Below are 19,862 nucleotides of genomic sequence, written 5' to 3'. Positions count from 1 at the left end.
CACAGCCCGCCAGAGGGGGCAAAAGTGGTACAGCAGGTGAGCGACAGGGATCAGGCTAAAAGTGGCGAGTGAATAGCCAAAAGAGCCAGGCTAGAGAGTGGCTTTGGCAATACCCATAAAGGGGTGACATGAGCGCGAGAATGGGAGCAGGAACAGAAAGGAGGCCGCCCGAACGGGCGACCGGCACAGCCTTGGCCTCTTCAGCCGTCAGCAGATGTGGCAGGCGATCTGGTGTTGCGCCATCAATCGCGTCAGCTTTTCCGGTGGCTCCTGATCGGTAAAGAGGGCGTGGATCTGGTTGAGATTGCCCAGATTGACCATGGCATTGCGACCGAACTTGGTGTGGTCGGCGGCCAGGAACACCTGACGGGAGTGGGCTATGATGGCCTGGGCGATCTTCACCTCGTGATAGTCGAAATCGAGCAGGGAGCCGTCGTTGTCGATCCCCGAAATCCCGATGACGCCATAGTCCATGCGAAACTGACCGATAAAGTCGCGGGTCGCCTCCCCCACGATGCCGCCATCGCGGTTGCGGATCTCGCCACCGGCGATGATGACGGTGAAGTCATCCTTGGCCGTCAGGATGCTGGCCACGTTGAGGTTGTTGGTGACGATGCGCAGCTCCCGGTGATCGAGCAGGGCGCGGGCGATCGCCTCGGTGGTAGTACCTATGTCGATAAAGAGCGATGAACCGTCGGGAATATTGGCCGCGACCTCGCGGGCGATGCGCTCTTTCTCCTTGAGTTGCATCACTTTACGGGCGCTGTAGGCGGTATTGACGGTACTCGAATGCAGGGAGGCACCGCCATGATGGCGCCGGATCTTGTTCTGTTCGGCGAGATCGTTCAGATCCCGGCGAATGGTCTGGGGGCTGACGTCAAAGTGGGTCACCAGATCGTCGGTCGAGACAAATCCCTGCCGCGTCAGGACGTCCAGGATCTCCAGATGTCGTTGGGTTTGCTTCACGCTTGCACTCCGATGATGAAACGAAAAAAGGCCCCGGCAGATGCGGGGCCTTTTGGCAGTTTACCTGATCCCCTTTGGGATCAATAAGCTGACGATCACGTTTTATGCCTTATTGGCAGCCGCTTTCTTGGCCGCAACGGCAATGTTCTCGTGTTTGAGGGTCATCGCCAGCAGGATGATGGAGAGCACGCACGATACGGTCAGCACCAGGAAGCCGCCATCCCAACCGAAGTGGTCAACGGTATAACCCAGCATGGCGTTGGCTGCCACAGCGCCGCCCAGATAACCGAACAGACCGGTGAAACCTGCCGCAGTACCGGCTGCTTTCTTCGGTGCCAGCTCAAGGGCATAGAGGCCGATCAGCATGACAGGGCCGTAGATCAGGAAGCCGATAGCCACCAGCGCCATCATGTCGACGGTCGGGTTGCCGGCCGGGTTGAACCAGTAGACCAGCACAGCCACGGTCACCAGCACCATGAACAGGATACCGGCTGGCGCACGGCGGCCCTGGAACATCTTGTCAGAGATCCAGCCACACAGCAGGGTGCCCGGAATACCGGCCCACTCGTAGAGGAAGTAAGCCCAGGAGGAGTTGTCGACGGTAAAGTGCTTGGCCTCTTTCAAGTAGGTTGGCGCCCAGTCCAGCACACCGTAACGAATGAGGTAAACGAAGGCGTTGGCAATCGCGATGTACCACAGCAGTTTGTTGTGCAGCACGTACTTGACGAAGATCTCCTTGGCGGAAAACTCCTGCTCATGGCTCGCGTTGTAATCCTTCGGATAGTCGTCCTTGTACTCCTCGATAGGAGGCAGACCGACCGATTGCGGGGTATCACGCATCACAAAGAAGGCGATCACCGCGATGGCTGCTGCCGCCGCCGCAGGCACATAGAAGGCGCTGCGCCAGTCGTTGAACCAGCCCATCCCGAGGATAAACAGCGGGCCAATCATGCCGCCGCCCACGTTGTGCGCCACGTTCCAGACCGCAACCACTTCGCCGCGCTCTTTCTGTGACCACCAGTGCACCATGGTGCGACCGCAGGGCGGCCAGCCCATGCCCTGTGCCCAACCGTTCAGGAACAGCAGTACGAACATGATGGCGATGCTGGAGGTTGCCCAGTGCATGGTACCCATCATGAACATGATACCGGCCGAGAGCAGCAGACCGGCGGAGAGGAAGTAACGGGCATTGGAACGGTCAGAGACGTTCCCCATCAGGAACTTGGACAAGCCGTAAGCGATGGACACCCCGGAGAGGGCCAGACCCAGATCGCCACGAGAGAAGCCCTGCTCGACCAGATAGGGCATCGCCAGACTGAAGTTTTTCCGTACCAGATAGTAACCGGCATAACCGAAGAAGATCCCGAAGAACACCTGCCAACGCATGCGTTTGTAGAAGGGGTCGACCTTGTCAGCCGGGAGCCTGTCGATGTGCGCCGCAGGCCTGAAGAGACTAAGCATGTTCTGCTTCCTTATTGTTGTTATGGGCGGTTGAGGATGCCCTGACCATTCCGACGAACCATGTGAGTCCACTGATTCGTAAGCGAGCTCATTGTGCTCATATGCGCTCATTTAATCTGTGATGCATGCTCAAATATTTCATTTTTATTACAAATAAAAGTTCCAAATGAGCAGTTACTCATCTGCCTCAAACCCTTGCCGGACAAGGGATAGAGAGTACCCCATTAGGGGTATCTTGCCGCCATCAAGTTGCTATACGTCACATTTTCTTAGCAATGAGTGGGATCTTGTCCACATTTCCCATGGCAGGGGGATGGTGAATTTCGCGGGAAGGTTTATTTTCTCTCTCGTCCGATAACGAGCGCAAACGAGCATAACGTTTGCGCAAGACACAAAAACAACAAGGAAACGTTTTCGGCCGCAACGGATAGACACAAAAATGAAAAACGGAACATTAAACCTCTATGGCCTCTACGGGTGGATATAAGGAATAAAGATATGAGCATACAAAGACCCAATACCCTGCTTGGCGAATGCATCGCCGAGTTTATCGGAACCGGCTTGCTGATATTTTTCGGCGTCGGCTGTGTCGCCGCTCTGGTGCTGGCAGGCGCCAACTTCGGACAATGGGAAATCTCCATTACCTGGGGTCTGGGCGTCGCGATCGCCATCTATGTGACCGGCGGTATTTCAGGTGCCCACCTGAACCCGGCTGTTACCCTGGCGCTGATGACCTTCTGCGGGTTCGACAAGCGCAAGGTAGTGCCCTACATCATCGCCCAGATGGCCGGTGCCTTCTGCTTCGCGGCCCTTGTCTACTTCCTTTATGGTAACCTTTTCACCCAGTGGGAAGTGACCCATAACGTGGTGCGCGGCAGCGTCGAAAGCCTCGGCACCGCCGGGATCTTCTCCACCTACCCGAACGCCCTGCTGACCAACATGCAAGCCTTCGCCGTCGAGCTGGTGATCACCGCCGTGCTGATGCTGGGCATCATGGCACTGGGTGACAACAACAACGGCGCCCCCAAAGGATTCGCGGCCGCCCTGCTGATCGGTATCCTGATCGCGGTGATCGGCGCCTCCCTTGGCCCGTTAACCGGTTTTGCCATGAACCCGGCCCGTGACTTTGGTCCGAAACTGTTCGCGTTCTTTGCTGGCTGGGGTGATGTCGCCCTGACCGGTGGTCGTGACAACCCCTACTTCTGGGTTCCGATCCTTGGCCCCATCGTTGGTGCCCAGCTTGGTACCGCTCTGTATGTCAAAGTGCTGGCTCCCTGCGTCCCGGGCAACCGTGTTGCCGCCGCCGAGCAAGCTACCCAAACCACCAAAGAAGAGGCTGCCGCGTAAGACGGCCCCAACGTAGAAAATAAACGTGGAGAACATCATGTCTGCAGAAAAGAAATATGTCGTCGCTCTGGACCAGGGTACCACCTCTTCCCGCGCCATCGTGTTTGATCAGGACGCCAACATAGTCGCGACCTCACAGCGCGAATTTACCCAGCACTACCCGAAAGCGGGCTGGGTAGAGCACGACCCGATGGAGATCTGGGCGACCCAATCCTCCGTCTTTACCGAAGTGCTGGCCAAGAGCGGCCTGCGCAGCGAAGAGATCGCCGCCATCGGTATCACCAACCAGCGTGAAACCACCGTCGTCTGGGAAAAAGCCACCGGCAAGCCCATCTACAACGCCATCGTCTGGCAGTGCCGCCGTACCGCCGCCATCTGCGAAGAGCTGAAAGCGCGCGGTCTGGAAGAGTACGTCCGTGACAACACCGGCCTGGTGCTGGATGCCTACTTCTCCGGTACCAAGGTGAAGTGGATCCTCGACAACGTGGAAGGTGCCCGCGAGAAGGCAATGAACGGCGAGCTGCTGTTCGGCACCATCGACACCTGGCTGGTCTGGAAGATGACCAATGGCGAAGTACACGTCACTGACCCGACCAACGCCTCCCGTACCATGCTCTACAACATCCGCGACCTGAAGTGGGACGAGAAGATGCTGGACGAGCTGGGCATCCCGATGTCCATGCTGCCGGAAGTGAAACCCTCTTCCGAAGTGTACGGTTACACCACCCGTGGCGGCGGCTCCCGCATCCCCATCGCCGGTATTGCCGGTGACCAGCAGTCTGCCCTGTTCGGTCAGCTCTGCTTTGAAAAAGGGATGGCCAAGAACACCTACGGCACCGGCTGCTTCATGCTGATGAACACCGGCACCGAACCAGTTCGCTCCAATAACGGCCTGCTGACCACCGTCGCCATCGGCCCGAAAGGGGAAGTGAACTACGCGCTGGAAGGTGCGGTGTTTATGGGTGGCGCCACCATCCAGTGGCTGCGTGACGAGCTGAAGATCATTCACGATGCCCGCGATACCGACTACTTCGCCTCCAAGGTGGGTGACACCAACGGCGTCTATCTGGTGCCGGCCTTCGTCGGTCTGGGCGCGCCCTACTGGGATCCGTATGCTCGTGGCACCATGGTCGGTCTGACCCGTGGCGCCAATCGCAACCACATCATCCGTGCCGCGCTGGAATCCATCGCCTATCAAAGCCGCGATGTGCTGGATGCGATGCAGCAGGACTCCGGCATCAAGCTTGCAGCCCTCAAGGTAGACGGCGGCGCCGTGGCCAACGACTTCCTGATGCAGTTCCAGGCTGACATGATGCACACCCCGGTGGTACGTCCGACTCGCATCGAGACCACCGCCATGGGCGCCGCCTTCCTGGCGGGTCTGGCCGTCGGCTTCTGGAAGAGCTCCGACGAGCTGGAAGACAAGTTCAGCGTGGACCGCGAGTTCATCCCGCAGATGGACAGAGAAGATCGCGCCAAACGTTACAGCGGCTGGCAGAAAGCGGTCGAGCGTTCACGCCGCTGGGCTGAAGAGGAGTGATCGGGCAACCGATATCCCGTTGAGATAAAAACCAGAGAGGCCGACAGCAATGTCGGCCTCTTTTTTACATTCCCGGCAGTCTGTTACATTGCCAGCTGGGCGCCGTCTGAATGGTGCACATATGCTGCGCCAACGCCCTTGCGCGGGCACCCATCGCGCATCCGGGCTCACCGCATCAGAGTGAGTGGCTGCCCAGCTGTTCTTTAAGAAAATCGAGCCAGACCCGCAGCCGGATATCCCTCTGGGCATCGGAGTAGAAGACCGCATTGATGGGGCGCGAGGCGCCGCTGTTATTGCGGGCCAGTACCTCCACCAGCGCCCCGCTCTCCCGATCCTGCCCGGTCATAAAATCCGACAGACAGACGATCCCCTGCCCCCGCAACGCCAGCTGGCGCAAGGTTTCGCCGCTGCTGGCACGCAGGCTGGGGGTGATGGCAAAGCGATCCCCCTGCTCGGCACTGAGCAGCGGCCAGTGGTTGAGGTGATCGGGATGCAAAAAGCCGAGCAGCTCGTGACCGCTCAGCAGATCCGCCGGTTGGCGCGGGGTGCCACGCTCGCTCAAATAGCCGGGGGAAGCGAGCAGCCGCAGCCGCGAACGACCCAGCGGCAGCGCCCGCAGGGAGGAGTCGGTCAGCTCGCCGATGCGGATGGCCATGTCCACCCGCCGCTCCATCAGATTGATAAAGCCCTCCGAGCTGTGCAGCTGCAACTCGATGGCAGGGTAGCGGCGGCGAAACTCGCCGATGATCGGCACCAACCGGTGCAGAATAAACGGGGTGGCGGCATCGATCCGCAAGATCCCCTCCGGCTGCTCCCGGCGCATCAGCAGATGCCCCTCCGCCTCGCTCATCTCGGTCAAAATTTTCACCGCCCGCTGATAGAACCAGCTCCCCTCCTCGGTCAGACTGACTCGGCGGGTGGTGCGGTTGAGCAGCACGGTGGAGAGCTTCTCCTCCAGCCGCTTGATGCCACGGCTCACCACCGAGTTATCCATGCCGAGGTTCTCCGCCGCCTGGCGAAAACTGCCCGCCTCCACCACCGCCACAAACAGGGTCAGTTCATCAGAATGGGTCTTCATTGCTGTTATCCGAACAAGAGTAATGGGCCTTTATAGGCGCAGGAGCTGTGGATTGGCAAGCGTACGGTAAGGACAGTTCTTTTTTTTCTACAGAGAAGAACGTGACCGCGAGCCCACATCATGCCCGCGATTTGTCAGTACAATGCAGCCAGAAAAGCACCGTATGGCACCACTTATTTCACAAGGATGAATACCATGACATTTGAAGCGCGGCTGGCCGCCGCCCATCAGGAGCTGGCTGACAAGGGCATCAAGGAGTTCGACTACAACCCGTGGTTATTCAAATTGCTGCGTAAACTAGGCTGTGCCGTCAAACCGCCTTATTACGCCGGTTGGTTTGTCAATTTCATCTGTGCAGGCCTCTCTATTGCACCAATTTGGGGTCTGATTATGTGGATTTTCGTCTGGCGCCCAGAGGAGAAGGATCCAATATCAGCCCTGTTCAACACAGCCGTGTTCGCTGGCATATTTGGCCTCTTCACCTTAATCAGGCTCTGGCTGAGGCGCCGACAGCTTGGATTGACCTCGTGGGAGCAGTTAGGGCAGATACCTGAGCAACTCTCACATGAGCAACCTGAGAGGGAATGAATTTCCATACGGGTCTAGACATGACGCATCCATACCTGTACAACCCACCTTTTACCTGAATGGGGTCTTCAATTGCTGGATTCTATCGTCATTTTTACTCTGACTGTTTTCATCCATAGTCTACTGCTCGGCTACCGTATAATTCGCCGCCACAACTGCAGTTGGCGCACTTACCAGCGCAGCAAGGATCCGGTTCCACTTATTTTTTTTATTCCCTTCAGCACATCCGCAGCCTTGTTGCTCAAGCCCCATATCGTAGCAGCGCTCTCGTGAGAAGCAGACCAGAAAAAACGTAAGAAGTGTCAGTAGGTTGGCGCAGCTATCTCTGCCATCATGCCCAATACATCAGCAGGGAGCATCACTTTATGAACGTCCATGAAAAACTGAACTATGTAGAGTTTGCAGCGCGAGATCTTTCCGCAACTAAAGCCTTCTTTCAGGCCGTATTTGGCTGGCAGTTTGTTGATTACGGCCCCGACTACTGCGCCTTTGCCGATGAGGGGCTGGATGGCGGATTCTATCGGGCTGATCAGTGCAACCAGACAGCTCAGGGTGGCGCACTGCTGGTGTTCTATAGCGCCGATATTGAAGCAACTCAAGCCAAGGTGAGCCAACACGGTGGCACCATCAGTCGCCCACTGTTCGACTTCCCCGGTGGCCGCCGTTTCCACTTCGTTGAGCCCAGCGGCAATGAATTTGCAGTCTGGTCAGAACCTTCCCACGCCTGATGATACAGGGCGGTACGTCCGCCCCTTTTCTCTTTGATTCCATGCCACCATGGCACTTGCGCCATGTATTTCTGGCTACAGGATTGCTGCTCTCCCCTCAATACTGTTTTGCGACCAGCGCCCTGTTTCCTGCAAGTCACGGCAGGCATACTGACCCTTCGTTTTTGCCAAGGAGGTTCAGATGTCATCACCCGTGATTGTGATTGCCCAGCTTGAAGCCAAACCCGAATTCGCCGCCCAGTTTCGCGCCGCCCTTGAGCCGCTGATTGCGGCCACCTTGCAAGAGGCGGGCTGCCAGCGCTATCAGCTGCACCAAGACTTGGACAATCCACACAGCTGGATGCTCTACGAAGTGTGGGAGAGCGAAGCGGCCCTCACCGCCCATCAGGGTCAGCCCCACTTTACCGAATTTGTCGCCAAGGCCGAGCCCTGGTTTGCCAGCAGCACCATTCGCCGCTATCAGCCGCTGGGCGCCTGACTGGCCCTTGCGCCGCTTACCATTCAGCCCATCAAGGGCCAACCACCACCCCATTGAGGAACGAGATGATCAATATGCCACCCATGGGTCTGGGCACCTTCCGCCTGAAGGGCGAGCCGCTGCTTGCCACCCTGACCAACGGCCTGGAGCTGGGCTATCGCCATATCGATACCGCCCAGATCTATGACAACGAAGCCGAGGTCGGCGCCGTGCTGACCCGCAGCACTGTTGCCCGCCACGAGATCTACCTGACCACCAAGGTGTGGACCAGCGAGTTTGGCCCGGGCAAGCTGATCCCGAGCCTTGAGGTGAGCCTCGAAAAACTGGGCACAGACTATCTGGATCTGGCGCTGATCCACTGGCCCTCCCCCAAGGATGAGGTGCCGATGGCAGTCTATCTGGAGCAGCTGGCCGAGGCCAAAACACAGGGCCTGACCCGCAAGATCGGGGTCTCCAACTTCACCGTGGCCCAGCTTAAAGAAGCCATCGATATTCTGGGGCCGGGGGCCATCGCCCACCAGCAGATCGAGGTTCATCCTCTGCTGCAAAACCGCAAGGTAGTGGAGTTCTGCAAAGCCCACGGTATCGCCGTTACCGCCTATATGCCGCTCGCCTATGGCAAGGTGCTGAGCGAACCGCTGCTGATGGAGATTGGCAAACGCCACGGGGTATCGGCGGCGCAGGTGTCGCTGGCCTGGCTACTGGCCCAGAACATGGCGGTGATACCGAGCTCCACCAAGCGGGAGAATCAGGCTGCCAATCTGGCCGCGCTCGATATCACCTTGAGCAGTGAGGAGATGGCCGCCATCGCCACGCTGGAACGGGGCGAGCGCTGCGCCAATCCCGACTTTGCCCCCGCATGGGACTGACGCGAAAGGCGTGAGACTAACGCGAAAAAGGGCCGGTTCTGCCGACCAGCCAGATAAAACAGGGAGAGCATCATGCTCTCCCTGTCTCTTTTCTTGCCTCACGCGTTGCCGCGCTTGCTGAACCTCCAGCCAACCTGTTGACGCCAGCTGCAGCTCACGCAATCAGGGCGCGTTCTGGCAGAGAGCCGGATCGAACACCTGATTCCAGTCTGATTTCATATCGACCACCACCCAGCCCCGCGCTTTTGCCTGCGCCAGCCCGTCGATCAGCTTGCCGCTGGCTGGCGGATGGCTGTCGTAGGCGTATTCGCGCTTGGCATCGGTGTGGTGCACCAGCAGGCCAAATGTGTGGTAATCCGGGTTGGTCGAGGTGTATTGCAGCATGGGCACGTCGCCATCGCTGTTGCCAAAGGCCGCCACAGGGCGCTGTCCCATAAAGAGGTGGATGGCAGCCGGTTTGGCCTTGCCGTCATCAAAGAAAGCGCCATTCATGGTCTTGCGGATCTCGCTGCCCTGCCCGTTCAGGGCAAACTCACCGAGGGTAAAAGAGCCAATCACCTGCTGGGGCGGGATGCCATACATCTGCTCGGACATCACCCGCATAAAGTCGATGCCGCCGCCGGAGACAATCCAGGTCTGAAAGCCATTGTCCCGCAGATACCCCAGCAGCTGCTTCATCGGCAGATAACCGAGCTGATCGTAGTGGCAGCCAAAACGGGGATCCTTGCTGCGGTTGACCCAGCGGCTGACCCGCTCGGCAAACTCGGTGGTGGTCATGCCACTGTGGGTCAGCCCCACCAGCTTGGCGAGCCCCTTCTCCCCCGATTCGGCCACGGCCTTGAGGTCATTGTTCAGCACTGCCGCGACGATGGGGTCGGCCTTCCACTCCGGGTGTTCCGGCGCCAGGCGCTTGATCTCGTCCATCGCAAACTGCAGCTGATAGGTCATGGGCGCTTCCGGCCAGAGGGTGCCGTCATTGTCAAACACCACATGGCGCTTCTCGGGCGGAATAAAAGTGGCCTGCTGCTGATCGGTGGCATTGGTTACCCAGCGGGTGATCGCCTGCTTGGCTGCCGTGTCATTCCAGGCAGAGAGGGGATCGCTCTGGCCAGCCTGTACCGCAAAGGCGCCGCACAGCAGCAAAAGAGAGGAGAGTCGGTTCAATGTCATCATGTTACCTGTCAGCTGGATATTGCCTGTAGATGAAAGCGCGCGGCCATGACACCACCGGCGCACATGGATTCAACACACACGGGTTTAACAGGGACAACCCTATGGCGGCCAGCTTGTACTGGAGCTTAAGCAAGCTCAGAAAAGGAACAGCACTTAGCCCGTTCTGCGAGGCAGATCACTGCGTTGCGCTCGCACAGCGGGCAACAACATCTCATCTCACTCAGTGTCATTGCTGCTGATTTGGCAAAAGTAATTTGATGTTGCCGTCATTTTTGCCAACAAATCGCATCGGCATACTGGCGCCATTCTCCCGTCGGGAGTCCCTAACCAAGGAGTTGTTATGCCACTGGCGTTATTTGCCCTTACCCTGAGTGCCTTTGCGATAGGCACCACCGAATTTGTGATTGTGGGGCTTATCCCCACCATCGCCGAGCAGCTCAATGTCTCGCTCCCCTCGGCGGGCCTGTTGGTCAGCCTCTATGCCCTTGGCGTGGCCATCGGCGCCCCCGTGCTCACGGCGCTCACCGGCAAGGTGCCGCGCAAGTGGCTGCTGGTGGGGCTGATGGCGCTCTTTACCGCCGGCAACCTGCTGGCCTGGCAGGCCCCCGGTTACGAGAGCCTGATTGTGGCCCGCATCCTCACCGGACTGGCGCACGGGGTCTTCTTCTCGGTAGGCAGCACCATCGCCACGGGTCTTGTGGCCAAAGAGAAGGCGGCGAGCGCCATCGCCATCATGTTCAGCGGCCTCACCGTGGCGCTGGTGACCGGCGTACCGCTTGGCACCTGGATTGGTCAGGTCTTTGGCTGGCGCGAAACCTTTCTGGTGGTGAGCCTGCTGGGACTCGTCGCCATGGTGGGTAGCTTGCTGCTGATCCCGAGCAACCTGCCCAAGGGGGCGGCCTCGACCATCCGCGAACAGCTCTCTGTACTGACCAAAAAGCCGCTGCTGCTGGTCTACGCCAAAACCGCCCTCGGTTACGGCGGCGCCTTCACCGCCTTTACCTTCCTCGCCCCCATCCTGCAGCAGGTGAGCGGCTTTAGCGCCGGAGCGGTGAGCCTGATCTTGCTGGTCTACGGGGTATCGGTTGCCATCGGCAATATCTGGGGTGGCAAGCTGGCCGACAAGATGGGCCCCCTGCCAGCGCTGAAGCTGCTGTTTGCCGGTCTGGCGCTGGTGCTGCTGGCCCTCACCTTCACCGCCCCCCATCCGGTACTGGCGGTACTGACCGTGCTGGTGTGGGGCGCTTTTGCCTTCGGCAATGTGCCGGGTCTGCAGGTGCTGGTGGTGCAGCAAGCCGAACGCCATACACCCAACGCAGTAGATGTGGCATCGGGCCTCAATATCGCTGCCTTCAACGTCGGCATTGCACTGGGATCTGTGGTCGGTGGCTTGGTGGTGGAGCACCTCGGCCTGATGCACACCCCCTGGATCGGTGCCCTTATCGTGTTGCTGGCCTACGGGCTGACCCATGTCAGCGAGCGCCGCGAAGCCGTCCGACTCGCCGCCTGTCAGGCATAAGCTGCGCCAGCAGGTCGCACTGTCTCTTCCTTCATCAAATAAAAACGAGCGGCTTCTGCCGCTCGTCTCTTTTCACGCTCTGTTATTTTGTGAGTTGTTATGCCGTGCGGGAAACCACTGCCCCCTTGTTCACCGCCCGCTTGAGCCAGTAGTCGAGGCTGACGTAGCGGCCACCGCCGTAAACCAGCAACACCAGAAGCATCACGAAATAGGTGGCGGCAAACTCCATCCCGTTGTTGAGCATCACGGGATCCCCGAGCTCAGTGATGTAGTTGTAGCGACCGGGGAAGTTGGCGGCCAGCCACTCGATAAAGCCGTTGAGGCGCACAGTGGCCTCCATGCTGCCGGTGGCGATGGCATCCCAGCCGTGCTTCCAGTGCACCATGGCGCTCGCCACGCTCATCAGGAAGATGGTGGGAATGGCCATGATGCGGGTAAAGAGGCCAAGGGCGATGCAGATGCAGCCCAGCACCTCGGTGCCCGCCGCCAGAAAGGCGAGCAGCGTCGGGAACGGCAGGTTGAGCCCCCCTTCCGAGACCGGTGCGCTAAACCAGGCGACGGTGCCGGCAAAACCCATCACCTTGGAGTGGGCCCCCACATAGATGACCGGAATGAGATAGAGGCGAATGGCCAGCAGGGCCAGAAAATCGAGCCGCTTGCACTGGGCCACCGCCCGCTCGTACCACTGGATCAGGGTGTTGTTCATGGGAATTCTCCTTGGTGTTTGCTAAATGAGGGCAAGGGAGTGCTAGACTGGCGCTCGCCGACGGGCAGGGTCAACAGACCCAGCCGGTGAAAATGGCGCGCCCACTCGATCAGATCAAAGTCGCTGCGAACCTGTTGAACCTGTCGCTGGAATGCGGCTTGGGTGATCCCCGGCTGCTGTTGCAGCAGCTGGATCAGCGCCACATCCCATTCGCGCAACCGTTGGGTCACCACCTGATGATCCGGGCTGCGAAACAGGCCATAGAAGTGGTTGCCCTGCCGGGTCGGCACTACGCCGCTGCGACGGATGGCAAAGGGGAGCTCAAGCAGTTGCAGGGTGGGATTGAGCACAAGCGAACTCTCCGCCGTTACCTCCTCCCCCGGCAACACTTGCGGCACCACCCCTTGGTCAATCTCGACACAGAGGCAGGCCCACTCGTACTCCAGCAGCGCCAGCCGCTGCCTGGGCCAGTTGAGGGAACCCTCGCCGTGGCGATGCTGCACAAAGCGGACAAACTCGGTGGCGATATGGTGAAACTCGGGGGCCTCGGCGCCGTGCTGGATAACAAAGCCCTCCACCAGCAGCCCTCTGTCCACCGGCGCCCAGTGAGCGTGGATGAGCGGAAAAGCGCTCTCCAGCACCGACTCCACATTGGCGCGCACGCTGCGGGCATAGTGGCTGGCGATGCCATCCTGCGGCAGCCGCACCTGGCTCGCCAGCCAGGCGGTCTGCTGCTGCATCCGCTGCGGCGCCGTTTTGGGCGCGGTGATCAGAGATAACCGTCTATCCATAACGCACCTCCCGCACCTGACTGTCGATCGCCTCGCAACAGGCGCCGTGCACCCGCGCCAGCTCGGCCTCCAGCTCTGCCAGCGGTGGCAGATGGTGATCCCGCTCCAGCAGCAGGGGACGCAGGCCATGGGTCTGCACCGTATAACGGGCCAGCGCCACCACCTCCTCACAAACCGGACGACCATGGGTATCCAGCAAGGTGCCATCCGCTTCTTCCAGATGACCGGCGATATGGAAGTAGCGGATCGCATTGCTCGGCAGCCCGGCAATCATCCGCTTGGGGCAGTAACCGTGGTTGCGGCTGTTCACAAAGACGTTGTTGATATCGAGCAACAGCTCGCAGCCGCTGCGCGCCACCAGCTCGGCGAGAAAATCCTCCTCCGACATCTCGTGGTCATAGCCGTGGTAGTAGGAGATATTTTCCAGCACCAGCGGACGGGCCAGCGCCTCCTGCACCTGCGCGATCCGCTCGGCCAGATAGGGAATATTCTCCCACTGCCGCGGTACCGGTAAGAGCTCGTAAAGATACCCCTGCTGGTCGCGGGAAAAGCTCAGGTGCTCACTGTAGATCTCGATGCCGAACTCATCCAGAAAGGTGCGGATCTGGCTGAGCAGGGTACGGTTGAGGGGCTGGCAATCGCCGAGAGAGAGGCTGAGGCCGTGGGCTACCAGCGGGTAACGCTCGGCAAGCTGATGCAGCTGCGCCCGCTTGGCGCCGCCGATGGCCATCCAGTTCTCCGGCGCCAGCTCGAGAAAGTCGATACCGGGGCGGACGGGGCCGGAGCAGAGCGCATCCAGATGCTCCTGGCGCAGCCCGATCCCCCGACTGCGGGAGCTTATTGGCCGCATACCCCCTCCGTCATCTTGCTGCCGTTGTTGGAACCGGACCTGTCGCCATCAATCCCCTCTCCCCCTACGCCACACTTGCCATCGCGGGCACGCACCAGCCGCCCCTGTGGGTCACTGTCGAGAGCCTGCTTCTCGAAGCGCTTCTCGGTGCCGCACTTGCCCGCCGCACACTTGCCGCCGAGCTGTTCGCTGGGGGCGGCTTTTACCGGCGCATCACTCGGGGTGGCCGCCAGCGCCAGCCCCGGGGTCAGGGCAATCATGCTGGTCATGGCGATGGAGAGGGTCAGTTTGTTGGTCTTGTTGCTGCTTGGATTACTCATGGGTGGACTCCTTGACGGATGAAACGGGGTAGCTGGAGAGATCGCGGGCGGCAATCACCTGACCGAGGAACTGCGACTTGACGATGTCGAGCGCCTCGCTCTTGCGGCTCAGCCCCAACCCCATCCAGTGGTTGAGCACCAGCAGCTTGGGGTTCACCTCGGCGGCAATCTTGGCCACCACCGAGGGCTTGGCATGAAGCGAGGCGGAGACCGGATCGGCCCCCTCGTGGATGGCGAGCGGCATCACCAGAATGTCGGCGCCCCGGGCAAAATCGAGGAAGGCGGGGTTGGAACCGTTCTGATCAGCCGAGATGACGATGCTCCCTTCGGCGCTCTGGATCCGGTAGGCCAGACAGGGCACGTCACCGTGGGGAATGCCGAGCGCGGTGATGGTCAGCCCATCCTGCTGATAGACGGTGTGGGGTTTTGGCCCCCGATAGGGGACATCAATCAGGGTGATGGGGAAGAGACCATCGGTGCCATCCTTGAAGCCGCTCAGGTAGGCATAAGCCCCCTTCTCCTTGTTGAAGAGGGCGTCAAAGTAGCCGCTCATGCTGGGGAAGGCCGAACCTGCCTCGGGCCCCGCCAGATCCAGCGGATCGCTGCGCTCGAAGAAGTAGGCCCCCTTGAGCAGGGCGGGCAGGTCGGTCACATGGTCGGTGTGAAAGTGGGTGATGCCGATAAAATCGACCTCTTCGAGCTTGGCCCCCGCCTGACCGAAGCGCAGGTAGACGCCGCCACCGGCATCGATCAGGATGCGGGATTTCCCCTTCCACCAGATTACCTCGCTGGAGGAGGCACGCTGATCGTCGGAGATAGGGCCGCCGCTACCGAGCACCTGCAGGGTGAAGTTCTTGTCCAGTGGCGTCAGTTGTACGCCCTGGCTGGCGGCACCCGCCGGCGCGGCGGCAAGGGCGCAGCCGATGGCCAGCGCCACCGCTTTCAATGTCTGTTTCATATTGATTACCTGTCGGTTGAGTGACAGTCCGCGACTGTCAGTGAAGTGGCAGGGTGGGTGGTCGGGCTGCGCCACTGGCAGCCCGACCGGGCATGCGGGGCAACCCCGCAGATCAGATCTGGTCGCGGTCAGCCGCTTCCCAGCGCGCTTCCAGCCAGAGCAGGTTGCACAGCCCCAGCAACAGGGCAAAGCCGAGCCCCAGTATCCAGGTGAAGTACCACATGGAGTCCTCCTTATGGTCAGTAGAGTTGATGGCCGTCGCGCCTGATGCGGGCACGGTCGAGCTTGCCGCGCACCACCCGGTAGACCCAGCCGGTGTAGCCGAGGTTGACCGGCATCAGCACCAGCACGATGCCGAACATGATGGCCAGGGTCTTGTAGCTGGAGGTGCTGTCCCACAGGGTCAGGCTGCTGACCGCATCGAGGGATGAGGGCAGCACGAAGGGGAACAGGGCGATGGCCACCGAGCAGAGCATGGTGGCGCAGGCGATGGCGCTGGCCAGCAGCGCAATTCGGCCCCGCGCCAGCCAGGAGGCAATCCCGCTCACCAGCGGCGCCAGCGCCCCGATGATCGGCACCAGCCACAGCAGCGGATAGTCAAAATAGTTGCGCAGCCAGCCACCGGCGTGGGGGATCACCCCCTTCATCAGCGGGCTGATAGCGGCATTCGGGTCAAAGGGTTGTGTGCCCACACCGGTCAGCTGAAACCCTTGCAGATCCACCAGATGCCAGCCGGCCAGCAGGTAGCAGAGGGTCACCAGCGGGGCCAGCAGGATGGCGATGCCCCGTGAGCGCAGCGCAGGGGTGCCCGTCACCTTGGCCTGCAAGAAGCTGGCGCCGTGCAGCAGCAACAGGCTGATAGCGGTAGCCAGCACCGAGAGCAGCCAGCCCCAGTGGAAGTCAAACGCGCCGTAGTGCAGACGCAGCGCCGTGTCGAAGCGAAACGGCAGCCCCTCCATCACCAGACCAATGGCTGCGCCCAGGATCAAGGCAGGCACCAGACCACCGGCCACCAGCGCCCGATCCCACCAGCGGCGCCACACCGGATCGGCCAGCTTGCTGCGATAGTCAAAGCCGACCGGACGCAGGAAGAGCCCGAGCAGCAGCACCACCATGGGGATATACAGCGCCGAGAAAGCGGCGGCATAGACCAGCGGCCAGGCGGCGAACAGGGCGCCGGCCCCGGCGATCAGCCACACCTGATTGCCCTCCCACACCGGCCCCACGCTGTTGATCACCAGTCGGCGGTCGTCGTCATCTTTCGACACCACCGGCAGCAGCATGGCGATGCCGAGATCGAAGCCATCCATCACGATAAAACCGACCATCATGAAGAGCACCAGCGCCCACCAGATGAGTTTCAGGGTTGCGTAATCCATCAGGCGATCCTCGCAAGTTCGGGTTGTTCACCGCTGTAGCGGCCGGTATGGAGAATGGCGGGCCCCTTGCGGATCACATGGCGCAACAGGAACAGCTCCACCACCAGCAACAGGGTGTAGATGGAACAGATAGCAATCAGGCTGAACCAGAGTTGGCCCGGCTGAAGCAAAGAGACCGAGGCCGAGACCGGCAGCACGTCGCTGATGGTCCAGGGTTGACGGCCGAGTTCGGCCACCAGCCAGCCTGCCTCGATGGCAATCCAGGGCAGCGGAATGCTCCAGAGCAGGGTCTTGAGCAGCCGTGGCGAGTCTTGCAGCCGGTTGCGACAGAGCTGGACAAAGCTCACCACCATCAGCCCCAGCATGGTGACACCAAGCCCCACCATCACCCGAAAGCCCCAGAAGAGCGGCGCCACTGGCGGGATGGAGTCATCGACCGCTTTGGCAATCTCCGCCTCACCGGCCTTGGCGATATTGCTGGCATAGGGGGTCAGCAGCATGCCGTAGCCGAGATCCTTGCCGTGCTGCTCGAAGCGGGCACGGTTGGCCGGGGTGTCATCGCCCTGCCGGATCTGGTCGAGGGCTTCGGCCGCCACCATGCCGCTGCGAATGCGCGCCTCGTTCTGCACTTTGATATCCTTGAGGCCGGTTACCGCCTCGTCGATGGAGCGGGTGGCGATGATCCCCATCAGATACGGGATCTTGATGGCTGCGTGGGTGGTTTCCGCCTGCTGATCCGGGAAGCCGAACAGGGTAAAGGAAGCCGGGGCTGGCTCGGTCTCCCACTCCGCCTCGATGGCGGCGAGCTTCACCTTCTGCACCTCGCCGGTGCGATAGCCAGACTCATCCCCCAGCACAATGACCGAGAGGATGGCCGCCAGCCCGAAGCCGGAGGCAATGGCAAAAGAGCGCAGGGCAAACTGCACTTCCGTCTTGCGCAGCAGATACCAGCTGCTCACCCCCATCACAAACATGGAGGCGGCCACATAGCCCGCCGCAACGGTGTGAACGAACTTCACCTGCGCCACCGGGTTGAACAGCACGGCGGCGATATCCACCAGCTCCATCCGCTGGGTCAGCAGGTTGAACTCGGCCCCCACCGGGTTTTGCATCCAACCGTTGCCGATCAGGATCCACAGTGCCGAGAGGTTGGAGCCGAGCGCCACCAGCATGGTCACCAGCAGGTGCTTGCCGCGGGAGAGCTTGTCCCAGCCGAAGAAGAAGAGCCCCACCAGGGTCGATTCGAGGAAGAAGGCCATCAGCCCCTCGATGGCCAGCGGGGTACCGAAGATGTCCCCTACATAGTGGGAGTAATAAGCCCAGTTGGTGCCAAACTGAAACTCCATGGTGATCCCCGTGGTGACCCCCATGACGAAGTTGATGCCAAACAGTTTGCCCCAGAAACGGGTGATGTCCTGATAGATCACCTTGCCGGTCATCACATAAGCCGACTCGGCGATCACCAGGATCCAGGACAGCCCCAGCGTGAGGGGCACAAACAGGAAGTGGAACAGGGCCGTGGCGCCAAATTGCAGGCGAGACAGGCTGACCACGTCATCCGGATTGATCATGCGTCACTCTCTTTTGTTGTATTTGCCTTGCACGTTTCGTGCGTGACAAGTACATCACGGAGCATGACACCTATAACAGATGCAGTTATATTGAATTACACCTATAACAGTTGATCCAGATCATGTCCCTTTACCAGCAGTTGGCCGACCGCCTGCAAAGCCAGATCGACGATGGTATCTGGCAACCGGGGGAGCGCATCCCCTCCATTCGCCAGAGCTGCAAGACCCACGGGCTCAGCCCCATGACGGTGTTGCAGGCCTATCAACTGCTCGAAAGTCAGGGGCGGATCCTCGCCCGCCCCCAGTCCGGCTACTACGTCAAAGCCGCCTCACCACAGGTCGTGCAGCACACCCCGAGCCAGACCCACTACAGCGGCTCGGTGGATATCAACGATCTGGTGTTCGAGGTGTTGCAGGCGAGCAAATCGCGGGATCTCGTGCCCCTTGGCATGTCGGTGGCCGACCCGACCCTGTTCCCCCATCCTCAGCTCGGGCGGGCGCTGGCCAGTTGCATGCGCAAACTCGATCCCTTCAGCACAGTGGCCGACCTGCCCCCCGGCAACGAAGCGCTGCGCCGCGCCATCGCCCAGCGCTACGCCAGCGACGGGGTGGCGGTCAATCCGCAGGAGATCATCATCACCACCGGCGCCATGGAGGCACTCTCCCTCAGCCTGCAGGTACTGACCGAGCCCGGTGACTGGGTGGTAGTGGAGTCCCCCACCTTCTATGGCGCCCTGCAGGCCATCGAGCGGCTGAAACTCAAGGCGGTGGAGATCCCGGTGATCCCGGGTGTGGGTATCGATCTCGACCTGCTGGCCGACGCCCTGAGCCACATTCCGGTCAAGGCGTGCTGGCTGATGGGCAATGTGCAGCACCCGCTGGGCCACACCATGCCGGATGGCCACAAACAGAGGCTGATGGCGCTGCTCAACGCCCACAAGGTGCCGCTGGTGGAGGATGATGTCTATGCCGAGGTCTACTTTGGCCGCGAGCGCCCCAAGCCCATAAAGCACTGGGATCAGCGTGGCGACAGCCTGCTCTGCAGCTCCTTTTCCAAGTGCCTGGCGCCGGGCTTTCGGGTCGGCTGGGTGGTGGCGGGGCCCCATGCCGAGCGGGTGCAACGGTTGCAACTGATGTCCACCCTCTCCACCAATGTACCGAGCCAGCTGGCGCTGGCCGAGATGCTGCGCCAGGGCGGGGTCGATGCCCACTTTCGCCGCCTGCGCCACACCCTGGCCCAGCGCCAGCAGCAGATGCGGGCGGCCCTGCAACGGCTGTTGCCGGACGAGGTGCGGATCTCCTCCCCCGATGGCGGCTACTTCCTCTGGCTGGCGCTGCCTGCCCATTTCGACAGCCGCGCCCTGCACGCCCAAGCCCTTGGCAGCGGTTTTTCAGTGGCCCCCGGCGCGCTTTTTTCCAGTCAGGGGCAACACAACCACTGCCTGCGCCTCAACAGCTCCCATCCCTGGAGCGAACAGCTGGAGCAGGCCCTCACCCGGCTGGCGGCGCTGATTGCCGCACAACTCGGTGACAAGTAACG

General features: G+C 60.6%; 20 protein-coding genes. 8 read left to right on the top strand and 12 right to left on the bottom strand.

All coding sequences use genetic code 11. The annotated features are described in order from the left end of the window. Positions 1-207: 207 nt before the first annotated feature. Both I6G90_RS02770 and glpT read right to left on the bottom strand, forming a co-directional pair. Positions 208-966, bottom strand: a complete 759-nt coding sequence (locus I6G90_RS02770; protein ID WP_042012039.1) for a DeoR/GlpR family transcriptional regulator — start codon at positions 964-966, stop codon at positions 208-210. Between the two features lie 102 nt (positions 967-1,068). Further along, entirely contained in the window at positions 1,069-2,427 is a 1,359-nt protein-coding gene (glpT, locus tag I6G90_RS02765) for a glycerol-3-phosphate transporter (RefSeq protein ID WP_075113126.1), read from the bottom strand. Positions 2,428-2,925: 498 nt separating this feature from the next. Here glpT and I6G90_RS02760 point away from each other — a divergent pair, with 498 nt between their 5' ends. Both I6G90_RS02760 and glpK read left to right on the top strand, forming a co-directional pair. Then, positions 2,926-3,774: an MIP/aquaporin family protein gene (locus tag I6G90_RS02760; RefSeq protein WP_042057673.1), complete on the top strand. Its 849-nt coding sequence runs from the start codon at positions 2,926-2,928 to the stop codon at positions 3,772-3,774. A gap of 37 nt (positions 3,775-3,811) precedes the next feature. Further along, positions 3,812-5,314 (top strand): glycerol kinase GlpK, encoded by a 1,503-nt coding sequence (gene glpK, locus I6G90_RS02755; RefSeq protein ID WP_042057675.1) that lies wholly within the window; start codon positions 3,812-3,814, stop codon positions 5,312-5,314. Between the two features lie 175 nt (positions 5,315-5,489). On the opposite strand, the gene I6G90_RS02750 is transcribed toward glpK, so the two are convergent. Beyond that, positions 5,490-6,392, bottom strand: a complete 903-nt coding sequence (locus tag I6G90_RS02750) for a LysR substrate-binding domain-containing protein (protein ID WP_197929646.1) — start codon at positions 6,390-6,392, stop codon at positions 5,490-5,492. A gap of 195 nt (positions 6,393-6,587) precedes the next feature. Between I6G90_RS02750 and I6G90_RS02745 the strand changes: the two genes are divergently transcribed. The 4 genes from I6G90_RS02745 (at position 6,588) to dkgB (ending at position 9,055) form a co-directional block, all read left to right on the top strand. After that, positions 6,588-6,980 carry a DUF6404 family protein gene (locus tag I6G90_RS02745; protein WP_182937736.1) on the top strand — a complete coding sequence of 131 codons (393 nt, stop codon included), beginning with the start codon at positions 6,588-6,590 and terminating at the stop codon, positions 6,978-6,980. A gap of 365 nt (positions 6,981-7,345) precedes the next feature. Next, entirely contained in the window at positions 7,346-7,708 is a 363-nt protein-coding gene (locus I6G90_RS02740; RefSeq protein ID WP_069555015.1) for a VOC family protein, read from the top strand. Positions 7,709-7,889: 181 nt separating this feature from the next. Then, positions 7,890-8,186, top strand: coding sequence for a putative quinol monooxygenase (locus I6G90_RS02735; protein ID WP_064336428.1), 297 nt, complete (start codon positions 7,890-7,892; stop codon positions 8,184-8,186). A 65-nt stretch (positions 8,187-8,251) separates the two neighbouring features. Continuing rightward, the gene (gene dkgB / locus I6G90_RS02730) at positions 8,252-9,055 is read left to right on the top strand and encodes a 2,5-didehydrogluconate reductase DkgB (RefSeq protein WP_197929645.1); all 804 of its coding nucleotides are present in this window, start codon (positions 8,252-8,254) and stop codon (positions 9,053-9,055) included. A gap of 162 nt (positions 9,056-9,217) precedes the next feature. Here the strand turns inward: dkgB and I6G90_RS02725 are convergent, their stop codons facing one another. Further along, complete coding sequence (locus I6G90_RS02725; protein WP_197929644.1) at positions 9,218-10,225, bottom strand: HAD family hydrolase; 1,008 nt, start codon at positions 10,223-10,225, stop codon at positions 9,218-9,220. Between the two features lie 343 nt (positions 10,226-10,568). On the opposite strand from I6G90_RS02725, the gene I6G90_RS02720 reads away from it, so the two are divergent. Continuing rightward, the gene (locus I6G90_RS02720; RefSeq protein ID WP_197929643.1) at positions 10,569-11,747 is read left to right on the top strand and encodes an MFS transporter; all 1,179 of its coding nucleotides are present in this window, start codon (positions 10,569-10,571) and stop codon (positions 11,745-11,747) included. 97 nt (positions 11,748-11,844) lie between these two features. On the opposite strand, the gene I6G90_RS02715 is transcribed toward I6G90_RS02720, so the two are convergent. The 8 genes from I6G90_RS02715 to I6G90_RS02680 all read right to left on the bottom strand — a co-directional run bounded on the left by I6G90_RS02715 (position 11,845) and on the right by I6G90_RS02680 (position 18,322). Next, complete coding sequence (locus I6G90_RS02715; protein ID WP_197929642.1) at positions 11,845-12,453, bottom strand: HvfX family Cu-binding RiPP maturation protein; 609 nt, start codon at positions 12,451-12,453, stop codon at positions 11,845-11,847. Then, positions 12,450-13,244 carry an HvfC/BufC family peptide modification chaperone gene (locus I6G90_RS02710; RefSeq protein ID WP_197929641.1) on the bottom strand — a complete coding sequence of 265 codons (795 nt, stop codon included), beginning with the start codon at positions 13,242-13,244 and terminating at the stop codon, positions 12,450-12,452. The genes I6G90_RS02715 and I6G90_RS02710 overlap by 4 nt, the downstream gene beginning before the upstream one ends. Next, a complete protein-coding gene (locus tag I6G90_RS02705) occupies positions 13,237-14,094 on the bottom strand; it encodes a DUF692 domain-containing protein (RefSeq protein WP_197929640.1) in 858 nt (285 codons plus the stop codon). Before I6G90_RS02705 ends, I6G90_RS02710 begins: the two co-directional genes overlap by 8 nt. Further along, positions 14,082-14,414: a hypothetical protein gene (locus I6G90_RS02700; protein WP_197929639.1), complete on the bottom strand. Its 333-nt coding sequence runs from the start codon at positions 14,412-14,414 to the stop codon at positions 14,082-14,084. Before I6G90_RS02700 ends, I6G90_RS02705 begins: the two co-directional genes overlap by 13 nt. Next, positions 14,407-15,372: an MBL fold metallo-hydrolase gene (locus tag I6G90_RS02695; protein WP_197929638.1), complete on the bottom strand. Its 966-nt coding sequence runs from the start codon at positions 15,370-15,372 to the stop codon at positions 14,407-14,409. The genes I6G90_RS02700 and I6G90_RS02695 overlap by 8 nt, the downstream gene beginning before the upstream one ends. A 112-nt stretch (positions 15,373-15,484) precedes the next feature. Beyond that, entirely contained in the window at positions 15,485-15,595 is a 111-nt protein-coding gene (gene cydX, locus I6G90_RS02690; RefSeq protein WP_041208534.1) for a cytochrome bd-I oxidase subunit CydX, read from the bottom strand. A gap of 16 nt (positions 15,596-15,611) precedes the next feature. Continuing rightward, complete coding sequence (cydB, locus tag I6G90_RS02685; protein ID WP_197929636.1) at positions 15,612-16,751, bottom strand: cytochrome d ubiquinol oxidase subunit II; 1,140 nt, start codon at positions 16,749-16,751, stop codon at positions 15,612-15,614. After that, positions 16,751-18,322: a cytochrome ubiquinol oxidase subunit I gene (locus I6G90_RS02680; protein WP_075113113.1), complete on the bottom strand. Its 1,572-nt coding sequence runs from the start codon at positions 18,320-18,322 to the stop codon at positions 16,751-16,753. Before I6G90_RS02680 ends, cydB begins: the two co-directional genes overlap by 1 nt. A gap of 122 nt (positions 18,323-18,444) precedes the next feature. Between I6G90_RS02680 and I6G90_RS02675 the strand changes: the two genes are divergently transcribed. After that, positions 18,445-19,860 carry an aminotransferase-like domain-containing protein gene (locus tag I6G90_RS02675; protein ID WP_197929634.1) on the top strand — a complete coding sequence of 472 codons (1,416 nt, stop codon included), beginning with the start codon at positions 18,445-18,447 and terminating at the stop codon, positions 19,858-19,860. Positions 19,861-19,862 lie beyond the last annotated feature (2 nt).

Origin of the sequence: Aeromonas allosaccharophila, assembly GCF_016026615.1 — a bacterium.
GTDB lineage: Bacteria > Pseudomonadota > Gammaproteobacteria > Enterobacterales > Aeromonadaceae > Aeromonas > Aeromonas allosaccharophila.
The sequence above is the reverse complement of the archived record's forward strand: the minus strand, read 5'-3'. Positions and strand labels throughout refer to the sequence as shown.